This is a genomic window from Sphingomonas ginsenosidivorax, assembly GCF_007995065.1.
Taxonomy (GTDB): Bacteria; Pseudomonadota; Alphaproteobacteria; order Sphingomonadales; family Sphingomonadaceae; genus Sphingomonas; species Sphingomonas ginsenosidivorax.
The window spans coordinates 2,543,368-2,559,155 of record NZ_VOQR01000001.1 but is presented as its reverse complement, the minus strand read 5'-3'; the positions used below and the strand labels follow the sequence as shown (position 1 = coordinate 2,559,155).

Below are 15,788 nucleotides of genomic sequence, written 5' to 3'. Positions count from 1 at the left end.
TGGAAGAGACGGAGACCTCTCAACGCCGCCCGTTCTACGGATCGCGACTCGGAGCGATCCCTCAACTTGCCTTTGTCGGAGTCCGCAACGGTCGAACCCTGACGATGACTGTTGCTACATGGCCGGTCAGGGCGCGCGCGCGAAGGGCAGCTCCGCCGGGCTGTCGTCAACGACGGGCATCGTGTACGGTGATCGCCGTGTCGATCATTGTCACTCCCTTGGCCGGCAGCCCGGGCTGATGTGCAACCGCGCGCGCAACCTCGGCGAACCCGAAGCCCTGTTCAGCCGCTTCGACGCGGGCTGGGCACCGGGTGTCGTGCGGCCGAACAGCGACCCCGTCGAACTCTATCCCCGTGGCAAGGCGTATGTCGTTCGCGCGGAACGCGACCGGCGCGTCCTCGACGTCATGGCTTGGGACGTGCTGGGCGGGCAGGCGGCGTGGCCGATGACCAACGTCCGCAATCTCGGCCTGCCGCAGTGGCGGCGTCTCGCGGCCGAACCGCACAACCGCTGCCTGATCCCGTTGACCGAATTCTGCGAATGGACCCCCGACAAGCACAAGGTGGGGAAGGGCGCGCCGATCAAGGGCGAGATGTGGTTCGCGGTGCCCGACCAGCCGCTGTTCGCCGTCGCCGGCTTCTGGCAGCAGACCGTAAAGGGCGCCGGCTTCACGATGGTCACCTGCGACCCGAACCCACTGGTCGCCCCGATCCATCCCAAGGCGATGATCACGATCCTCCATCCCGAGGATCACGCGCGGTGGCTGACCGGCAGCTATGACGACGTCGTCGCGTTGCAGCGGCCCTATCCCGCCGACCGCATGACGGTGCGCGGCCCGGTGTTTCCGACCCGCGAGGGCGCAGAAGCCTGACGCCGACCCGGGCGATGCGGCGAACCCGCTAAAATGTGGAAAATGGTCGGGAAGAGAGGATTCGAACCTCCGGCCCCTGCCTCCCGAAGACAGTGCTCTACCAGGCTGAGCTACTCCCCGACGGAGTCCGGACCGGCGCCGTGAGGCGGCATGTCCGTGCTTGGAGGCGCGGCTATAGACACAGGTTTCGCGCCGCGCAAGCGCCAGTTCGCCGCCCTGTTGCGGCGCCTCAGTTCGAGGGGGCCAGCTTGGTGTTCAGCACCCAGCCGACATTGTCGTTCTCGTCCGCGACCTCCCACCACAGCCCGGCCTTGGTGCCGGTCGGATAGACGATCGCGCCCGCGGGCAGCGTGCGGAGCACCTTCGCGGTGGCAACGCCGCTCGCGCGCATCGCCACCGGACCCTGAGCCGTATAGGTCTTGGTCGGGGCCGCCTCCGCGGTCCCCGCGCTGCCGGGCGTCACCAGCCCGAGCCCGGTCACCAATTTCGAATAGGCCTGGATGAAGCTCAGCGTCACGATCCGGCCGATATCGGTGTTGTCGTACCCGCCGCCGACCGCACCGCCGACCGCGAAGAACCCGCCCCCGCCGAAGGCGAGGTTGTTCTTGGCGGCATAGCCTTCCTCGACCGCGATCGTCTCCGTCGTGCGGACGTTGGTCAGCGACAGCACCGTGTTCGCCTCCATCTTCTTGCTCTTCATGCCGCCCAGCAGGCCGCCGACGCGCCCGCCGAGCAATCCGCCGACCGCACCCGCCGCGCCGCTGCCGCTGACGTTGCTGTTCGCGCCCTGGATTTCCGCGACCAGCACATAGTCCGCGGCCTTGATCTGGCCCTGGCCGACGTTCGACTGGCGCTGGAGACCCAGGTTCGATCCGATGTCGCGTTCGCGGCTGGCGGCGTTCAGCCCGGTGCCGCGGTCGACCAGGTTGAAGCAGCCCGACCGCTGGACCAGCGCGCGCAGCACCTTGGAGGGCGGGGCGAGGCTGTTCTGCGTCCAGGCATAGGGATCGTCGCCATCCGCGATCGACAGCGTGCCCAGCTTGCGTACGCAGCGCGGCACGTCGTTCGCGGCCTGGACCTGCAACTGCTGCCCCTTGGACGCGCGGGCCTGCGCTTCGGCCGCTCCCGGAATCGCGACTAGGACAGCGAACGTTACGGTTGCGACTCGAAGCATGGCAAAGACCCCCGGTTTGTGGACCGAAGTGTATCGGTCGGCCGTGACGGGGGGAAGTCGTTCGGACATGCGCGCTTTGGCATATCCGCCGCGCGATGCTAACGGCCTTTCCAACTCCCTTTTCGCAAAGAACGATAACCAGTGACCACGCCGCTCGACCGCATCCGCAACTTCTCGATCATCGCGCATATCGACCACGGCAAGTCGACGCTCGCCGATCGCCTCATCCAGCAGACAGGCGGGCTCACCGAGCGCGAGATGTCCGAGCAGGTGCTCGACAACATGGACATCGAGAAGGAGCGCGGGATCACCATCAAGGCGCAGACCGTGCGCCTCGCCTACAAGGCGAAGGACGGGCTCGATTACGTCCTCAACCTGATGGACACGCCGGGCCATGTCGACTTCGCGTACGAAGTCTCGCGCAGCCTCGCCGCATGCGAGGGCGCGCTGCTGGTGGTCGACGCGGCGCAGGGCGTCGAGGCGCAGACGCTCGCCAACGTCTACCAGTCGATCGAGCACGACCACGAGATCGTGCCGGTGATCAACAAGATCGATCTCCCCGCCGCCGAGCCCGAAAAGGTGCGGAAGGAGATCGAGGACGTGATCGGCATCGACGCGTCGGAGGCGGTGCTCGCCTCGGCTAAGTCGGGGATCGGCATCGCCGACATCCTCGAGGCGATCGTGACGAAGATCCCGCCGCCCAAGGGTGATCCCGAGGCACCGCTGAAAGCGATGCTTGTCGACAGCTGGTACGACCCGTATCTCGGCGTCGTCATCCTCGTCCGCGTGATCGACGGCGTCCTCAAGAAGGGCCAGCAGATCAAGTTCATGCAGACGGGGACGATGCACCTCGTCGACCGCGTCGGCTGTTTCCGCCCCAAGATCGAGCAGCTGACCGAACTCGGCACCGGCGAGATGGGCTTCATCACCGCGCAGATCAAAGAGGTCGCGCAGACCCGCGTCGGCGACACCATCACCGATGCCAAGCGCCCCGCGCTCGAGGCCTTGCCCGGCTTCAAGGAAGTCCAGCCGGTGGTGTTCTGCGGGATGTTCCCGGTCGACGCCGCCGAGTTCGAGAAGCTGCGCGAATCGATCTCGAAGCTGCGTCTGAACGACGCGAGCTTCTCGTTCGAGATGGAGACCTCGGCCGCGCTCGGCTTCGGCTTCCGCTGCGGGTTCCTCGGGCTGCTGCACCTGGAAATCATCCAGGAGCGCCTCACGCGCGAATACGACCTCGACCTCATCACCACCGCGCCGTCGGTGGTGTACGAGATCGAGCTGAGCCACCCCGATCCCGCGGGCACGACGCATATCGAGCTGCACAACCCCGCCGACATGCCCGAGCCGAACAAGATCGCGACGATCAGCGAGCCGTGGATCGAGGCGACGATCTACGTCCCAGACGAATATCTCGGCTCGGTGCTGAAGCTGTGCCAGGATCGCCGCGGCATCCAGAAGAACCTGACATACGTGGGCGGCCGCGCGCAGGCGACCTACGAACTGCCGCTCAACGAGGTCGTGTTCGACTTCTACGACCGGCTGAAATCGATGTCGAAGGGCTATGCCAGCTTCGACTATCACCAGATCGGCTACCGCGAGGGTGACCTCGTCAAGATGGGCATCCTCGTCAACGAGGAGCCGGTCGACGCGCTCAGCATGATCGTCCACCGCGGCACCGCCGAAGTCCGCGGCCGTGGCATGGTCGAGCGACTGAAGGAACTGATCCCGCGCCATCTGTTCAAGATCCCGATCCAGGCGGCGATCGGCGGCAAGGTCATCGCGCGCGAGACGATCAGCGCGATGCGCAAGGACGTCACCGCGAAATGCTATGGCGGCGACGCCACCCGCAAGAAGAAGCTGCTGGAAAAGCAGAAGAAGGGGAAGGCGAAGATGCGCGAATACGGTTCGGTCAGCATCCCCCAGGAAGCCTTCATCGCCGCGCTGAGAATGGGCGACGACGGCTAAGCCATCAATCCTCCCCCGCCAGGGGGAGGTGGCAGGCGCAGCCTGACGGAGGGGGCGGACAGGGTAACCGTCGTTCCGTATCTGCCCCCTCCGTCGCCTTCGGCGCCACCTCCCCCTGGCGGGGGAGGATGAGGAGCGCTTCCCTCCGTCATCCCGCGCTCGTCCCGGGATCCAGGGTTCCGCGCACAGATGCCCGCCCGCTAAAAGCCCCCGTCATGCCGGACTTGGTCCGGCATCCACCCCTCCGCGAACTCTTCGGCCAGAGGGTACGCCGCGCGGTGGACACCCCGGACCAAGTCCGGGGTGACGAGGGCAAGACCTACCACCGCGCACGTGACGCATTTGTCAGGAGCGGCACCCGCATCCACAATGGTAACGCCAGCCTGAATTGCGCACGCGGAGCCCCATGTCCCAACGTCCCGTCTTCTTCGACGCCAGCGGCCGCCGCCGCCGTCGTTTCGCGCTCGCGGTCGCCGCGTTCGTCGCGCTGCTGGTACTAGCGACCACCGTGTTCGCGGTCTCGATCGGCATCGTCCCCGCAGCGCCGCTGCTCCCGATCGAGCCTGAACACCCCGCGCTCCACCGCCTGCCGCCGCCGCGCGGCGGGATCATCGGCCGCACCCGGCGCGACATCGACTATTATGCCAAGCGGCTGTTCGGCGTCCCGCCCAGGGGCACGCGGACCGCGCGACCCGGCAACCCGTCGCTCGCGATCGCCTTCCACGCCCCCTGGGACCAGTCGAGCGCCGCCAGCCTCGCACGTCACGTCGACCAGCTCGACTGGCTGATCCCCGGCTGGATCTCGGTCACCGGCGCGAACCACCACATCACCGTGTTCCGCGACCAGGCCGGACGCGACATCCTCAACAAGGCGGTGCACCGCCCGGTCATCCTGCCGATGGTCCAGAACGCGGTCGACGGAAACTGGGACGGCAAGGGCAGCGCGGCGATGTTCGCCGACCCGAAGGCACGCAAGGCGTTCCTCGATTCGCTGGTACCGTTCCTCGCGGTCAACCACGCCGGCGGCGCGTTCTTCGACTTCGAGGACCTGCCGGTCACCGCGCAACGCGACTACCGCACGTTCCTCGCCGAGGCCAAGGCGCGGTTCGCGGCCCGCGGCTGGGTCGTCGCGATCGCAGCCCCGGTCGCCAACCCCGACTGGAACCTGCCCGCCTACGCCGCGGTGACCGACAAGATTGTCCTGATGGCGTATGACGAGCACGAGACCAGCGGTCCGGCCGGCCCGATCGCCTCGCAGCGCTGGTTCGCGCGCACCGTCGCCGACGCTGCACGCGGCATTCCGCCCGCCAAGCTCGTCGTCGCGATCGGCTCCTACGCCTATGACTGGCACGACGGATCGGGCGACGCATTGGACGTCGAGGAAGCGTGGCAGAACGCCGCCGATTCAGGCACCGTCCCGACCTTCGACAAGGCCAGCGGCAACAGCAGCTTCGCCTATTCCGAAGGCGCCAGCCGCCACCAGGTCTGGCTGCTCGATGCGGCGTCGGCGTACAACCAGATCGCGTTCCTGCAAAAGGCCGGGCTCGGCAGCGTCGCCTTGTGGCGCCTCGGGTCGGAGGACCCCAGCCTCTGGTCGATCTTCGGCCGCGATCACCGCACCTTGCCCGTCCCCGATTCGATCGACGCGATGCCCGCGGGCACCAATGTCGATATCGAAGGATCGGGCGAAATCCTCAAAATCGGCGCGACCCCCGTCACCGGCATCCGCGACGCGGTGCCCGCCAGGGACGGCAGCATCGCCGATGTCGTCTTCACCCGGATGCCGTCGCCCTATGTCGTCGATCGCACCGGCTATCGCCCGCGCCAGCTCGCACTGACCTTCGACGACGGGCCCGACGCCGAATGGACCCCGCAGATCCTCGACATCCTCAAGCGCGAGCACGCGCCCGCGACCTTCTTCGTGATCGGCGAGAACGCGCTGACGCAGCGCTCGCTGCTCGAACGCATGGTCGCGGAGGGGCACGAGATCGGCAGCCACACCTACACCCACCCCAATCTCGCCACCGTCTCGCCGCGCCAGGTCAAGTTCGAGCTGAACACCACGCAGCGGCTGTTCCAGGCGTTCACCGGCCGCTCGCTCCGCCTGTTCCGCGCGCCCTATTTCGGCGACGCCGAGCCGAGCACCGCGGACGAGATCGTCCCCGCGCTGCAGGCGCAGGAGCGCGGCTACATCTCGGTCGGCCTCCACGTCGACCCCGACGACTGGAAGCGCCCGGGTGTCCAGCAAATCGTCGACCGCACCATAGCGGGCGTCGAGGCTGGCAACCCCGAGCGCAGCGGCAACGTCATCCTGCTCCACGACGCCGGCGGCAACCGCGCGCAGACCGTCGCCGCGCTGCCGATCATCATCGAACGGCTCCGCGCGATGGGCTACAGCTTCGTTCCCGTCTCGACGCTCGCCGGCCTGTCGCGCGACGCCGCGATGCCGGTCATCTCGTCGGGCGACCGCGTCGCAGCGATGGCCGACCTCGCGCTGTTCAGCACGCTCGGCGGCCTCGTCGTCGCGCTGCGCTGGATTTTCGGGATCGCGATCACGATCGGTATCCTCCGCGCACTCGCCTTGTCCGCACTCGCGCTGATCCAGGCGCGCCGCGAGTTGAAGACCGTGTTCCCGCCGATCGACCCCGACCGCTTCGTCACCGTCATGATCCCCGCGTTCAACGAGGAGCGCGTCATCGTCCGCGCAGTGCACGGCGTGCTCGCCTCGACCGAGGTCCAGATCGAGGTCATCGTGATCGACGACGGGTCGAGCGACGGCACCAGCCGGGTCGTGCGCGACGCCTTTGCCGACGACCCTCGCGTCCGCCTGATGACGCTGCAGAACGGCGGCAAGGCGCGCGCGCTCAACCGCGGGCTGGAGGAAGCGCGCGGCGAGATCGTCATCGCGCTCGACGCCGACACGCAGTTCGAGCCCGTCACGATCGCCCGCCTCGCGCGCTGGTTCGTCGATCCGACGCTGGGCGCGGTCGCGGGCAATGCGAAGGTCGGCAACCGCGTCAACATCATCACCAAATGGCAGGCGCTCGAATACATCACCGCGCAGAACCTCGAACGCCGCGCGCTCGCCCGCCTGAACGCGATGACCGTCGTCCCCGGTGCGGTCGGGGCATGGCGGCTGTCCGCGATCCGGGCGGTCGGGGGCTATCCCGACGACACGCTCGCCGAGGACCAGGACCTGACCATCGCGATCCAGCGCGCCGGCTGGGCGGTGAAGTACGACCAGTTCGCGATCGCCTGGACCGAGGCGCCAGAGACGATGCGCGCGCTCGCCAAGCAACGGTTTCGCTGGGCGTACGGCACGCTGCAATGCCTCTACAAACATCGCTCGGCGATCTTCGGCTCGCATCCCAAGGGGCTCGGCTGGGTCGGCCTGCCACAGGCGATCCTGTTCCAGATCGTGCTCGCAGCGATCTCGCCGATCATCGATCTCGCGCTGCTGGTCAGCTTCCTCTTCACCTATCTCGCGGTGCGCGCGCATGGCTGGGAACAGACGAGTCACGACGTCTATACGATGCTCGGCTATTGGGTGGTCTTCACCGCGATCGACCTGCTCGCCGCGACGATCGCGTTCGCGCTCGAGCGCCGCGAGCGCTGGCACCTGCTCTGGCTGCTGATCCCGCAACGGATCGGCTATCGCCAGGTCATGTACTATGTCGTGCTGAAAGCGATCGCGCAGGCCTTGCGCGGTCCGCTCGTCGGCTGGGGCAAGCTGGCGCGGACGGGCAGGGTGACCGCCGCCTGAGAAACCATTGTTCTACACCCGCGCGATTGCCAGCGTCGGACCAAGTGCCCTCCACCCGCCACCACAGTCCCTCACTACCCCGGCGAAGGCCGGGGCCCAGTTGGGAAGGTCGTGGTAACGGAGAGCCGCGCTCCGACGCGATCGTCCCCAAACTGGGCCCCGGCCTCCGCCGGGGTGGCGCACGATATTCGCCGGAAAACACCCCCCTCCGCCGTGTCTTTTACGACTTTCCACGACCGCCGCGCGCCACCCGCTGGCCTTTCCCCGCGTTGACTATATATCGCGGGATATCGACATCCCGATCGAGGGCCAGCCATGAAATTCCTCCCCTACGCGCTCCTCCTCGCGCTGCCGACCGCCGCCACCGCGCAGCAGGCACCGCTGGTCCTCGCGGCCGCATCGCTGCAGGAATCGATGACCGCCGCCGCCGCCGCCTGGGCGAAGAAGGGGCACCCCAAGCCGGTCATCTCGTTCGCCGCCTCGTCCGCGCTCGCCCGCCAGGTCGAGGCCGGGGCGACCGCCGACCTGTTCGTCTCGGCGGACGAGGACTGGATGAACGACCTCGCCAGCAAGAGCCTGATCGTCGCCAGCACCCGCGTTACCTTCCTCGGCAACCGCCTCGTCGTCGCCGCCCCCGCGGGCAGCAAGGTCCGCATCCCCGTGCGTCCGCCCGCCGCGCTCGCCCGCGTGCTGACCACCGGCCCGCTGGCAATGGCCGACACCCCCGTGCCCGCCGGCAAATATGGCCAGCAGGCGCTCGAAAAGCTCGGCGTCTGGGCCCGGGTCGCCCCCAAAGTCGTCCGTGCCGAGAATGTCCGTGCGACGCTCGCCCTGGTCGAGCGCGGCGCCGCCCCGCTCGGCATCGTCTATGCGACCGACGCCAAGGCTTCGGCGAAGGTCCGCATCGCCGGCGTGTTCCCCGAATCGTCGCATCCCGCGATCACCTATCCGGTCGCGCGCCTGAAAGCGTCGACCAACCCGCAGGGCGAGGCATTCCGCCGCTTCCTCGTCTCGCGCGAGGGCAAGGCGATCTTCGTCCGCTACGGCTTCAGCGCACGCTGATATGCTGAGCCCGGGGATATGCTGAGGGCGCTGACATGCTGAGAGCGATGACATGCTGAGCGCCGCCGAATGGGAGATCGTCGCGCTGTCGTTGAAAGTCGGCGGTGTGGCGATGGCGGTGACGCTGCCGATCGCCTTCGCGCTCGCCTGGATGCTCGCGCGCGTCGCGTTTCCGGGCAAGATCCTGGTCGACGCCGCGATCCACCTGCCGCTGGTAGTGCCGCCCGTGGTGACCGGCTGGGTGCTGCTGCTCGCGTTCGGGCCCAACGGCCCGGTCGGCGGCTGGCTGCAGGGCTTCGGCATCACCGTGCTGTTCCGCTGGACCGGCGCGGCGATCGCGGCGGGCGTCATGGCACTGCCGCTGATGGTCCGCGCGATGCGGTTGTCGATCGAGGCGGTCGACCGCCGGCTCGAACAGGCCGCGCGCACGCTCGGCGCTGGCCGGTGGCGCGTGTTCTGGACGATCACTTTGCCGCTCAGCATCCCCGGCGTTCTCGCGGGCGCGGTGCTCGGCTTCGCGCGGTCGATCGGCGAGTTCGGCGCGACGATCACCTTCGTCTCGAACGTCCCCGGCGAGACGCAGACCCTGCCGCTCGCCATCTATTCGGCGCTGCAACAGCCCGGCGGCGATGCGATGGTCTGGCGGCTGTCCGCGATCTCGGTCGCGCTGTCGCTCGTCGCGCTGGTCGCCTCCGAACTGCTGACCCGGCGCGTGGGCAGGGGGCTCCATGTCCTTTGACATCGACGTGGTGCGCCGGCTCGGCGACACCCGCGTCGCGCTCGCGGCCAGGGTGGGCGAGGGCGCAACGGTGCTGTTCGGTCGCTCGGGCGTCGGCAAGACCAGCGTGCTCAACATGGTCGCCGGGCTCCTCCGTCCCGACACCGGCCGCATCGTCGTCGGTGGCGAGACTCTGTTCGGCGATAGCGACTGGGGGGGCATAGACCTGCCCCCCGAACGCCGCCGAGCCGGCTACGTCTTCCAGGCCGCGCGCCTCTTCCCGCACATGCGCGTCCGCGCGAACCTGCTCTACGGTGCCGCCGACGACGTCGAGCTGACGGACCGCACCGCGTTCCTCGGCATCGCGCACCTGCTCGACCGCTGGCCCCGCTCGCTCTCGGGCGGCGAGGCGCAACGCGTCGCGATCGGCCGCGCGCTGCTCAGCAACCCGCGCTTCCTGCTGCTCGACGAACCGCTCTCCTCGCTGGACCACGCCCGCCGCGAGGAAGTCATGCAGGCGATCGAACACGTCCGCGACGTGCTGAAGCTGCCGATCCTGATGGTGACCCACGACCCCGAGGAAGCCGAAAGGATCGGCACGCAGATCGTGAGAATGTAACCCTCTCCGCAATCCTCCCCCGCCAGGGGGAGGTGTCACCGCAGGTGACGGAGGGGGCGGACACGGAGCAGGTGTTATCGTTTCCGCCCCCTCCGTCAGGCTTCGCCTGCCACCTCCCCCTGGCGGGGGAGGATTAATCGCTACATCAGCTCGAACGCCTGCTTCTCGCCATCGACCGAACTCGTCGCGACCCAAAGGTCGAACATCCCCGGCTCGACCACCCAGCCGCCATCCCCCCAGAACCGCAGGTCCTCGCGCGCCAGAGCAAACCGCACCGGCTTCGATTCGCCAGCCTTCAGCGAAACCCGCGCAAACCCCTTCAACTCCCGCACCGGCCGCGTCCGGCTCGCGACCCGGTCGTGGATGTACAGCTGCACCACGGCATCCCCGTCCCGCGCGCCCGTGTTCGTGACCGTCGCCGACACCTCGATCCGGTCGGTCATCCGGGCCGGCACAGACACCGCCGATACCGCGAAGCTGGTGTAGCTCAGCCCGAACCCGAACGGATACAGCGCCTCGTTCTTCGTCTCGCGGTACCGCGACTTATACTCTTGCGACCCCGTATCGGGCGCCGGCCGGCCGGTATTCTTGTGGTTGTAGAAATACGGCTCCTGCCCGCTCTCGTTCGGAAAGCTCGCCGACAGCTTGGCCGACGGGTTCACGTCGCCGAACAGCACGTCCGCGATCGCATGACCGCTCTGCGACCCCAGGAACCACGTCGCCAGGATCGCCGGCGCGTCCTTCACCGCGCCGTGGAGCGCGAGCGCGCGACCATGCCGCAGCAGCACGACCACCGGCTTCCCCGTCGCCGCCACCGCCTCGGCCAGCGCCATCTGCGGGGTGGGCACCACGATCTCGGTCCGCGCCTGCGCCTCGCCCGACATCAGCTGCGACTCGCCGATTGCGAGCAGCACCACGTCGGCCGCCTGCGCCGCCGCCACCGCCGCCGCGATCCCACCCGGCAGCGGCGCCTCGATCCCCGACCCCGCCACCGCGGTCACGCTCACCCCCCGCGCGCGCAAACCCTGCGCGATCGAGACGTTGAGCGTTTCATCCGCCATGAACGCCCAGGTCCCGACGACGTTCTGCCGGTCCTCCCCGAACGGCCCGATCAGCGCGATTCTGCCCGGCGCCTTCTTGAGCGGCAGCAGCGCACCCTCGTTCTTCAGCATCACGATCGACCGCGCCCCAGCCTCGCGCGACAGCTTCAGCATCGCCGGCGTCGACACGCTGATCCGCTCGGCCCGCGCGCTGACCGAGCGATAGGGATCGGCGAACAGCCCGATCGCCTCCTTCAGCTGCAGCACGCGCCGCACCGCCTCGTCGAGCCGCGCCATCGGCACCTCGCCCTTGGCGACCAGGTCGGGCAGCCACAGATTGAACAGGTTGGACTGCATCGCCATGTCCATCCCTGCCAGGAACGCCTTCTTCGCGGCATCGCGGCCATCGGCGGCATAGCCGTGCGCGACCAGCTCCTCGTCCGCGGTATAGTCGCCGACGACCATCCCCCTGAACCGCCACTGGCCGCGGAGCAGATCGGTCATCAGCCAGTGGTTCCCGCTCGCCGGCACCCCGTCGATATCGTTGAACGCGCTCATCAGCGTCGCGACGCCCGCATCGACGCACGCCTTGAACGGCGCCAGATGCACCTCGTTCAGCGTCGCCGGCGAAATCTCGGTGAAATTGTAATCCTGCCCACCCGACACCGCGCCATAGGCCGCGAAATGCTTGGCGCAGGCCGCGACCCGCGTCGGATCGCGCAGATCGTCGCCCTGGAACCCCTTCACGCGGGCCTTCGCCAGCGCGATGCCGAGATACGGATCCTCGCCCGATCCTTCCGCGACGCGCCCCCAGCGCTGGTCGCGCGCCACGTCGACCATCGGCGCGAAGGTCCAGTGGATCCCCAGCGCCGTGCTTTCCAGCGCCGCGGCACGCGCGGTGCGCATCGCCAGGTCGGGATCGAACGCGCACGCCTCGGCGATCGGCAGCGGATAGGCGGTCCGCAGCCCGTGGATCACGTCGCCGGCGAAGATCAGCGGGATCTTCAGCCGCGTCGCCATCGCCGCATCCTGCGCGGCCTTCGCGCCTGCATAGCCGACGCCGTTGAACAGCATCCCGATCGCACCGGTCCTGATCCGCGCGAGCTGCTCGGTCGCGCCGCCGTTCGCCAGCCCCGGATTGAACGGCACGCCGATCGGCCGGATCTGGTCCGAGAAGCAGCTCAACTGCCCCGCCTTCTCGGCGGGCGTCATCTGCGCGATCAGGCTTTCGACCCGGTCGCTCTGAGCGACGGCCGCGCCGCCCAGCGAAAGGCCGGCAATGGTCGCGCTGGCTTTCAGCACCTGGCGGCGATCGAGATGGGACATGGGTCTGCTCCTGGAATGTCCAGGGAGCGTTACGCCCCCGGCACCGCTCACGGCAACCGCGGTATCGGGGGCAAAGGTGTCGCGGGCAGGGGGCTTACTTCGCCGCGGTCGCCTCGATCTCGACCAGGAACTGCGGCGCTGCCAGCGCGGCGACCTGCACCGTCGATCGTGCGACGGTGTTGGGGTTCTCGGCGCTCCCGAAATACATCTTGTAGGCGTCGTTCATGCCCGCGAAATCCATCTTGCCGCCGAGCTTCGGATCGCCCGCGACGAACACCGTCAGCCTGATGATATCGGACATTGTGAAGCCCTTGGCCTCGACCAGAGCCTTGATCTTCTTGAGCACGCTGATCGTCTGCGTCTTCGTATCGCCGAAGTCCGCGATCGTCAGCGCCGCGGGCGCGACCGTCTTGGTGGGGTCGATCGGCGCGGCGAGCTGGCCGCTGAGATAGAGCATTTCCGCGCCCGGCTTCACGGTCACGCCCTGCAGGATGAGCGCGGGCGGCGTGTTCGCGTGCCGAACGACGGTCTGCGCGGCGGCGGGGGTGGCGACGGGAAGGGTGGCGAGCAGGCAGGCGGCGAAGGCTGTCGTCTTGATCATGCGGAATCTCCCGGACGCGACGTCGCGGGGACCCCCCGTCGACGGCCTGTCGCAGCATCCCCGCCCGGCGCCCGCCGGATCCACGTCCGGGCGGTTCGTCAGGAATGCACGATTGAAGCCGAGCATTCGGCCGCGCGCAACGGGATTCGCACATCCGCGCGTCATCACGGGCCTGCCCCGCGGATGACACGCGTTCGACGGACCAGGTCTATTCGAGGTCGCCCTCGTCGATCACGATCAACGTCGCGTTGGGCTTGGCGACCGCGGCCTCGGCGCAGATGTCGACGATCTCGTCGCTGAACCGCTCGAACAGCTCGAGCGCGTCGTCCTCGGGCTCGTCGCCGCTCAGTTCTTTCAGAACCGCGTACTTGACCGCGAAATCCCGGTCCTCGCCGTCGATCTCACCGGTGAATTCGACCTGCTTCTGGCGGTCGTTGTCGGTCAGGCTGGCTTGGTCGATATCGAGGCGGCTGGACATAGGGAACTCCTGGAAGCGAATGGCCGCCTCCTGCCCGCGGGTTCGCGGTCGCGCAAGCGCTGATCGCTTGTCATGTCGATCGGAGAAATTTGGTGGGCCCGGCAGGAATCGAACCCGCAACCTAGCCGTTATGAGCGGCCAGCTCTAACCGTTGAGCTACAGGCCCCACCTGAGGCTGCGATAGCGCAGCGGCCGCCAAAGAAAAAGGCAAAGAAAAAGGGCACTCCCGCGAAGGAGCGCCCTTTCGTCATGCAAATCGTACCGGGTGCGAACACCCTGGTGCGATATTACTGCATGTTGTCGATCTTGGCGTCAGCCTGGTCACGGACGTTGTCCGCAGCAGCGTTGACGTTGTCGGCCACGTTCTCGAGAACGTCCGAAGCAGCGGCGTTGGACGTGTTGTCCGCCATCGCGTCGATGTTGTCGGCCTGCATTTCCATGTTGTCCGCCAGCATGTCCGCGTTGTTCTCAACAGCGGCAGCTTCAGGCGACTTGTTGCAGGCTGCGACGGACATCAGGCCGGCGGCAGCAGCGATCAGAACGATCTTCTTCATTCGAATGCTCCCAAGCATAGTTCACTTCGCGGCCGACCCGATTGCCGTCGCGAAGCGCCGCAAATAGCGCACGGGTCCCCCCGGTCAATCCGCTAAATGCACCGTTCGGCCCGGTTTGCGACGGTTCGAAGACAAGATCGAGCCCTCGTCTGGTCACTTTTTCGGGGCGATCGGTCCGATTTCCTCGGGTGCATCGGCCACCGTGGCCAGCATCGCGGTCCACGCCGCGACATTCTGCTTCAGCTGTGCGGGGTCGATCCGGTCGAGCGTATCCTCGGGCGTGTGATGCCAGTCGAAATAGCGCTGGCCCGACTGGTTGAGGTCGATTCCGGCCACCCCGGTCGCGATGATCGGCCCGACATCGGTACCGCCATGCGGCATGTCGGCGCCGCGGATGATCCCCAGCGGCGTGAGCGCGACCGCGAGGCGATCGACGATCGGCTTGGCCGCGTCGGGCAGGCTGCTTTCGAACCGCCAGACGCTGTCGGCACCGAAATCGGATTCGGCTGCGGTCGCGTGGCGCTCGCCCGCATGCGCCTTGGCATAGGCCGCACCGCCGAACCCGCCGCTCTCCTCGTCGCCGAACCAGACCACGCGGATCGTCCGGCGCATCGTGCCGGGCGCGTCCATCACGATCTTCGCCGCTGCAGCGGTGATCGCGACGCCTGCGCCGTCGTCGATCGCGCCGGTGCCGAGATCCCAGCTGTCGAGATGCCCGCCGACCAGCACGATCCCCGCCTTCGGGTCGGTGCCCGGCACCTCGGCGACGACGTTGCCCGATTCGCGCATGCCGACCTGGCGGTCGTCGAGCACCAGCTTCAGCGTCACCGGCTTGCCCAGCTTGACCAGCCGCTCGACCTGCTCGGCGTCCGCGACCGACAGCGCGGCGGCGGGAATCGGCGTGACGCCGGCCTCGAAATTGGTGTTGCCGGCATGCGGCCCGCGGCCATGGTCGGTCCCGATCGAGCGGATTACGATCGCCGCCGCACCCTTCTTCGCCGCGACGTTCGGCCCGACGAACCGCGCGGTGCCTTGCGAGCCATAGCTCGACCCGTCCTGCGTCGGCTGCATCGCGTTCGAGACGAAGGCGATCTTGCCCTTCAGGCTGCCGTCGGCCGCCAGCGCGAGGTCGTTGTACGTCGCGAAATAGGCGATCGGCAGCGTCAGCCCGCCCGCCGGAGTCGCGCCCGAATTGCCGAGCCCCACGACATGCAGCTTCTGCGCATAGGGCGCGACGAGGTCGGCGCTCTCCGTGCCGCGCGACCAGACCGGCAGCTGGTACGGCTCGATCCGGACGTTCTTGAACCCCATCGCCTTCAACCTGGCGACCGACCACGCCCGGGCGCGCGGCGCCGCCTCGGTCCCGGTCATCCGCGGCCCGACCTCGGTCGTGAGGCCCTCGACGATCTGATAGGCGGTGTCGTCGGTCAGCGCCTTGTCGCGCAGTGCGGCGACCTTGGGGTCGGCCGCGGTCGGCGGGGCGGCTGTGCGCTGTGCCGAGAGGGGAACGGCGGTGATCGCGGCACAGGCCGCCAGAAATGGTGCGATACGCGTCATTGTCTATTCCCCCTGAGTGGTTGGCCCACCGTTAGGTCCCACCGCGCGCGTTGCCAACCT

General features: G+C 68.1%; 12 protein-coding genes and 2 tRNA genes. 6 read left to right on the top strand and 8 right to left on the bottom strand.

The features are described from left to right. Positions 1-238 precede the first annotated feature (238 nt). A complete protein-coding gene (locus tag FSB78_RS11535; RefSeq protein WP_147084155.1) occupies positions 239-871 on the top strand; it encodes an SOS response-associated peptidase family protein in 633 nt (210 codons plus the stop codon). A gap of 43 nt (positions 872-914) precedes the next feature. Here FSB78_RS11535 and FSB78_RS11530 read toward each other — a convergent pair. Together FSB78_RS11530 and FSB78_RS11525 are read right to left on the bottom strand one after the other, a co-directional pair. Beyond that, positions 915-991, bottom strand: a tRNA-Pro gene (locus FSB78_RS11530). A gap of 109 nt (positions 992-1,100) precedes the next feature. Continuing rightward, entirely contained in the window at positions 1,101-2,045 is a 945-nt protein-coding gene (locus FSB78_RS11525; protein ID WP_147082781.1) for an SH3 domain-containing protein, read from the bottom strand. A 141-nt stretch (positions 2,046-2,186) separates the two neighbouring features. On the opposite strand from FSB78_RS11525, the gene lepA reads away from it, so the two are divergent. The 5 genes from lepA to FSB78_RS11500 all read left to right on the top strand — a co-directional run bounded on the left by lepA (position 2,187) and on the right by FSB78_RS11500 (position 10,172). Next, positions 2,187-4,010 carry a translation elongation factor 4 gene (lepA, locus tag FSB78_RS11520; protein WP_147082780.1) on the top strand — a complete coding sequence of 608 codons (1,824 nt, stop codon included), beginning with the start codon at positions 2,187-2,189 and terminating at the stop codon, positions 4,008-4,010. A 406-nt stretch (positions 4,011-4,416) separates the two neighbouring features. Further along, positions 4,417-7,773, top strand: a complete 3,357-nt coding sequence (locus FSB78_RS11515; RefSeq protein WP_147082779.1) for a polysaccharide deacetylase family protein — start codon at positions 4,417-4,419, stop codon at positions 7,771-7,773. A 315-nt stretch (positions 7,774-8,088) separates the two neighbouring features. Continuing rightward, positions 8,089-8,835 (top strand): molybdate ABC transporter substrate-binding protein, encoded by a 747-nt coding sequence (modA, locus tag FSB78_RS11510; RefSeq protein WP_147082778.1) that lies wholly within the window; start codon positions 8,089-8,091, stop codon positions 8,833-8,835. A gap of 52 nt (positions 8,836-8,887) precedes the next feature. Further along, positions 8,888-9,574 carry a molybdate ABC transporter permease subunit gene (gene modB / locus FSB78_RS11505; protein WP_147082777.1) on the top strand — a complete coding sequence of 229 codons (687 nt, stop codon included), beginning with the start codon at positions 8,888-8,890 and terminating at the stop codon, positions 9,572-9,574. Further along, positions 9,564-10,172, top strand: coding sequence for an ATP-binding cassette domain-containing protein (locus FSB78_RS11500; RefSeq protein ID WP_147082776.1), 609 nt, complete (start codon positions 9,564-9,566; stop codon positions 10,170-10,172). The genes modB and FSB78_RS11500 overlap by 11 nt, the downstream gene beginning before the upstream one ends. 140 nt (positions 10,173-10,312) lie before the next feature. On the opposite strand, the gene FSB78_RS11495 is transcribed toward FSB78_RS11500, so the two are convergent. The 6 genes from FSB78_RS11495 to FSB78_RS11470 form a co-directional block, all read right to left on the bottom strand. Then, a complete protein-coding gene (locus FSB78_RS11495; RefSeq protein ID WP_147082775.1) occupies positions 10,313-12,538 on the bottom strand; it encodes a glycoside hydrolase family 3 N-terminal domain-containing protein in 2,226 nt (741 codons plus the stop codon). 94 nt (positions 12,539-12,632) lie between these two features. Further along, positions 12,633-13,139, bottom strand: a complete 507-nt coding sequence (locus tag FSB78_RS11490) for a RidA family protein (RefSeq protein ID WP_147082774.1) — start codon at positions 13,137-13,139, stop codon at positions 12,633-12,635. Between the two features lie 208 nt (positions 13,140-13,347). Next, positions 13,348-13,617: a DUF1488 family protein gene (locus FSB78_RS11485; RefSeq protein ID WP_147082773.1), complete on the bottom strand. Its 270-nt coding sequence runs from the start codon at positions 13,615-13,617 to the stop codon at positions 13,348-13,350. Positions 13,618-13,707: 90 nt separating this feature from the next. Further along, a tRNA-Ile gene (locus tag FSB78_RS11480) sits at positions 13,708-13,783 on the bottom strand. Between the two features lie 121 nt (positions 13,784-13,904). Further along, positions 13,905-14,171 (bottom strand): hypothetical protein, encoded by a 267-nt coding sequence (locus tag FSB78_RS11475; protein ID WP_147082772.1) that lies wholly within the window; start codon positions 14,169-14,171, stop codon positions 13,905-13,907. Between the two features lie 153 nt (positions 14,172-14,324). Then, the gene (locus FSB78_RS11470) at positions 14,325-15,728 is read right to left on the bottom strand and encodes a M20/M25/M40 family metallo-hydrolase (protein WP_147082771.1); all 1,404 of its coding nucleotides are present in this window, start codon (positions 15,726-15,728) and stop codon (positions 14,325-14,327) included. Positions 15,729-15,788 lie beyond the last annotated feature (60 nt).

Bases quoted from the DNA above. Each gene is read 5' to 3' on its own strand.
- FSB78_RS11535 (WP_147084155.1), top strand. From the start codon at position 239: ATGTGCAACCGCGCGCGCAACCTCGGCGAACCCGAAGCCCTGTTCAGC.
- FSB78_RS11525 (WP_147082781.1), bottom strand. From the start codon at position 2,045: ATGCTTCGAGTCGCAACCGTAACGTTCGCTGTCCTAGTCGCGATTCCG.
- FSB78_RS11515 (WP_147082779.1), top strand. From the start codon at position 4,417: ATGTCCCAACGTCCCGTCTTCTTCGACGCCAGCGGCCGCCGCCGCCGT.
- modA (WP_147082778.1), top strand. From the start codon at position 8,089: ATGAAATTCCTCCCCTACGCGCTCCTCCTCGCGCTGCCGACCGCCGCC.
- modB (WP_147082777.1), top strand. From the start codon at position 8,888: ATGCTGAGCGCCGCCGAATGGGAGATCGTCGCGCTGTCGTTGAAAGTC.
- FSB78_RS11500 (WP_147082776.1), top strand. From the start codon at position 9,564: ATGTCCTTTGACATCGACGTGGTGCGCCGGCTCGGCGACACCCGCGTC.
- FSB78_RS11495 (WP_147082775.1), bottom strand. From the start codon at position 12,538: ATGTCCCATCTCGATCGCCGCCAGGTGCTGAAAGCCAGCGCGACCATT.
- FSB78_RS11490 (WP_147082774.1), bottom strand. From the start codon at position 13,139: ATGATCAAGACGACAGCCTTCGCCGCCTGCCTGCTCGCCACCCTTCCC.
- FSB78_RS11485 (WP_147082773.1), bottom strand. From the start codon at position 13,617: ATGTCCAGCCGCCTCGATATCGACCAAGCCAGCCTGACCGACAACGAC.
- FSB78_RS11475 (WP_147082772.1), bottom strand. From the start codon at position 14,171: ATGAAGAAGATCGTTCTGATCGCTGCTGCCGCCGGCCTGATGTCCGTC.
- FSB78_RS11470 (WP_147082771.1), bottom strand. From the start codon at position 15,728: ATGACGCGTATCGCACCATTTCTGGCGGCCTGTGCCGCGATCACCGCC.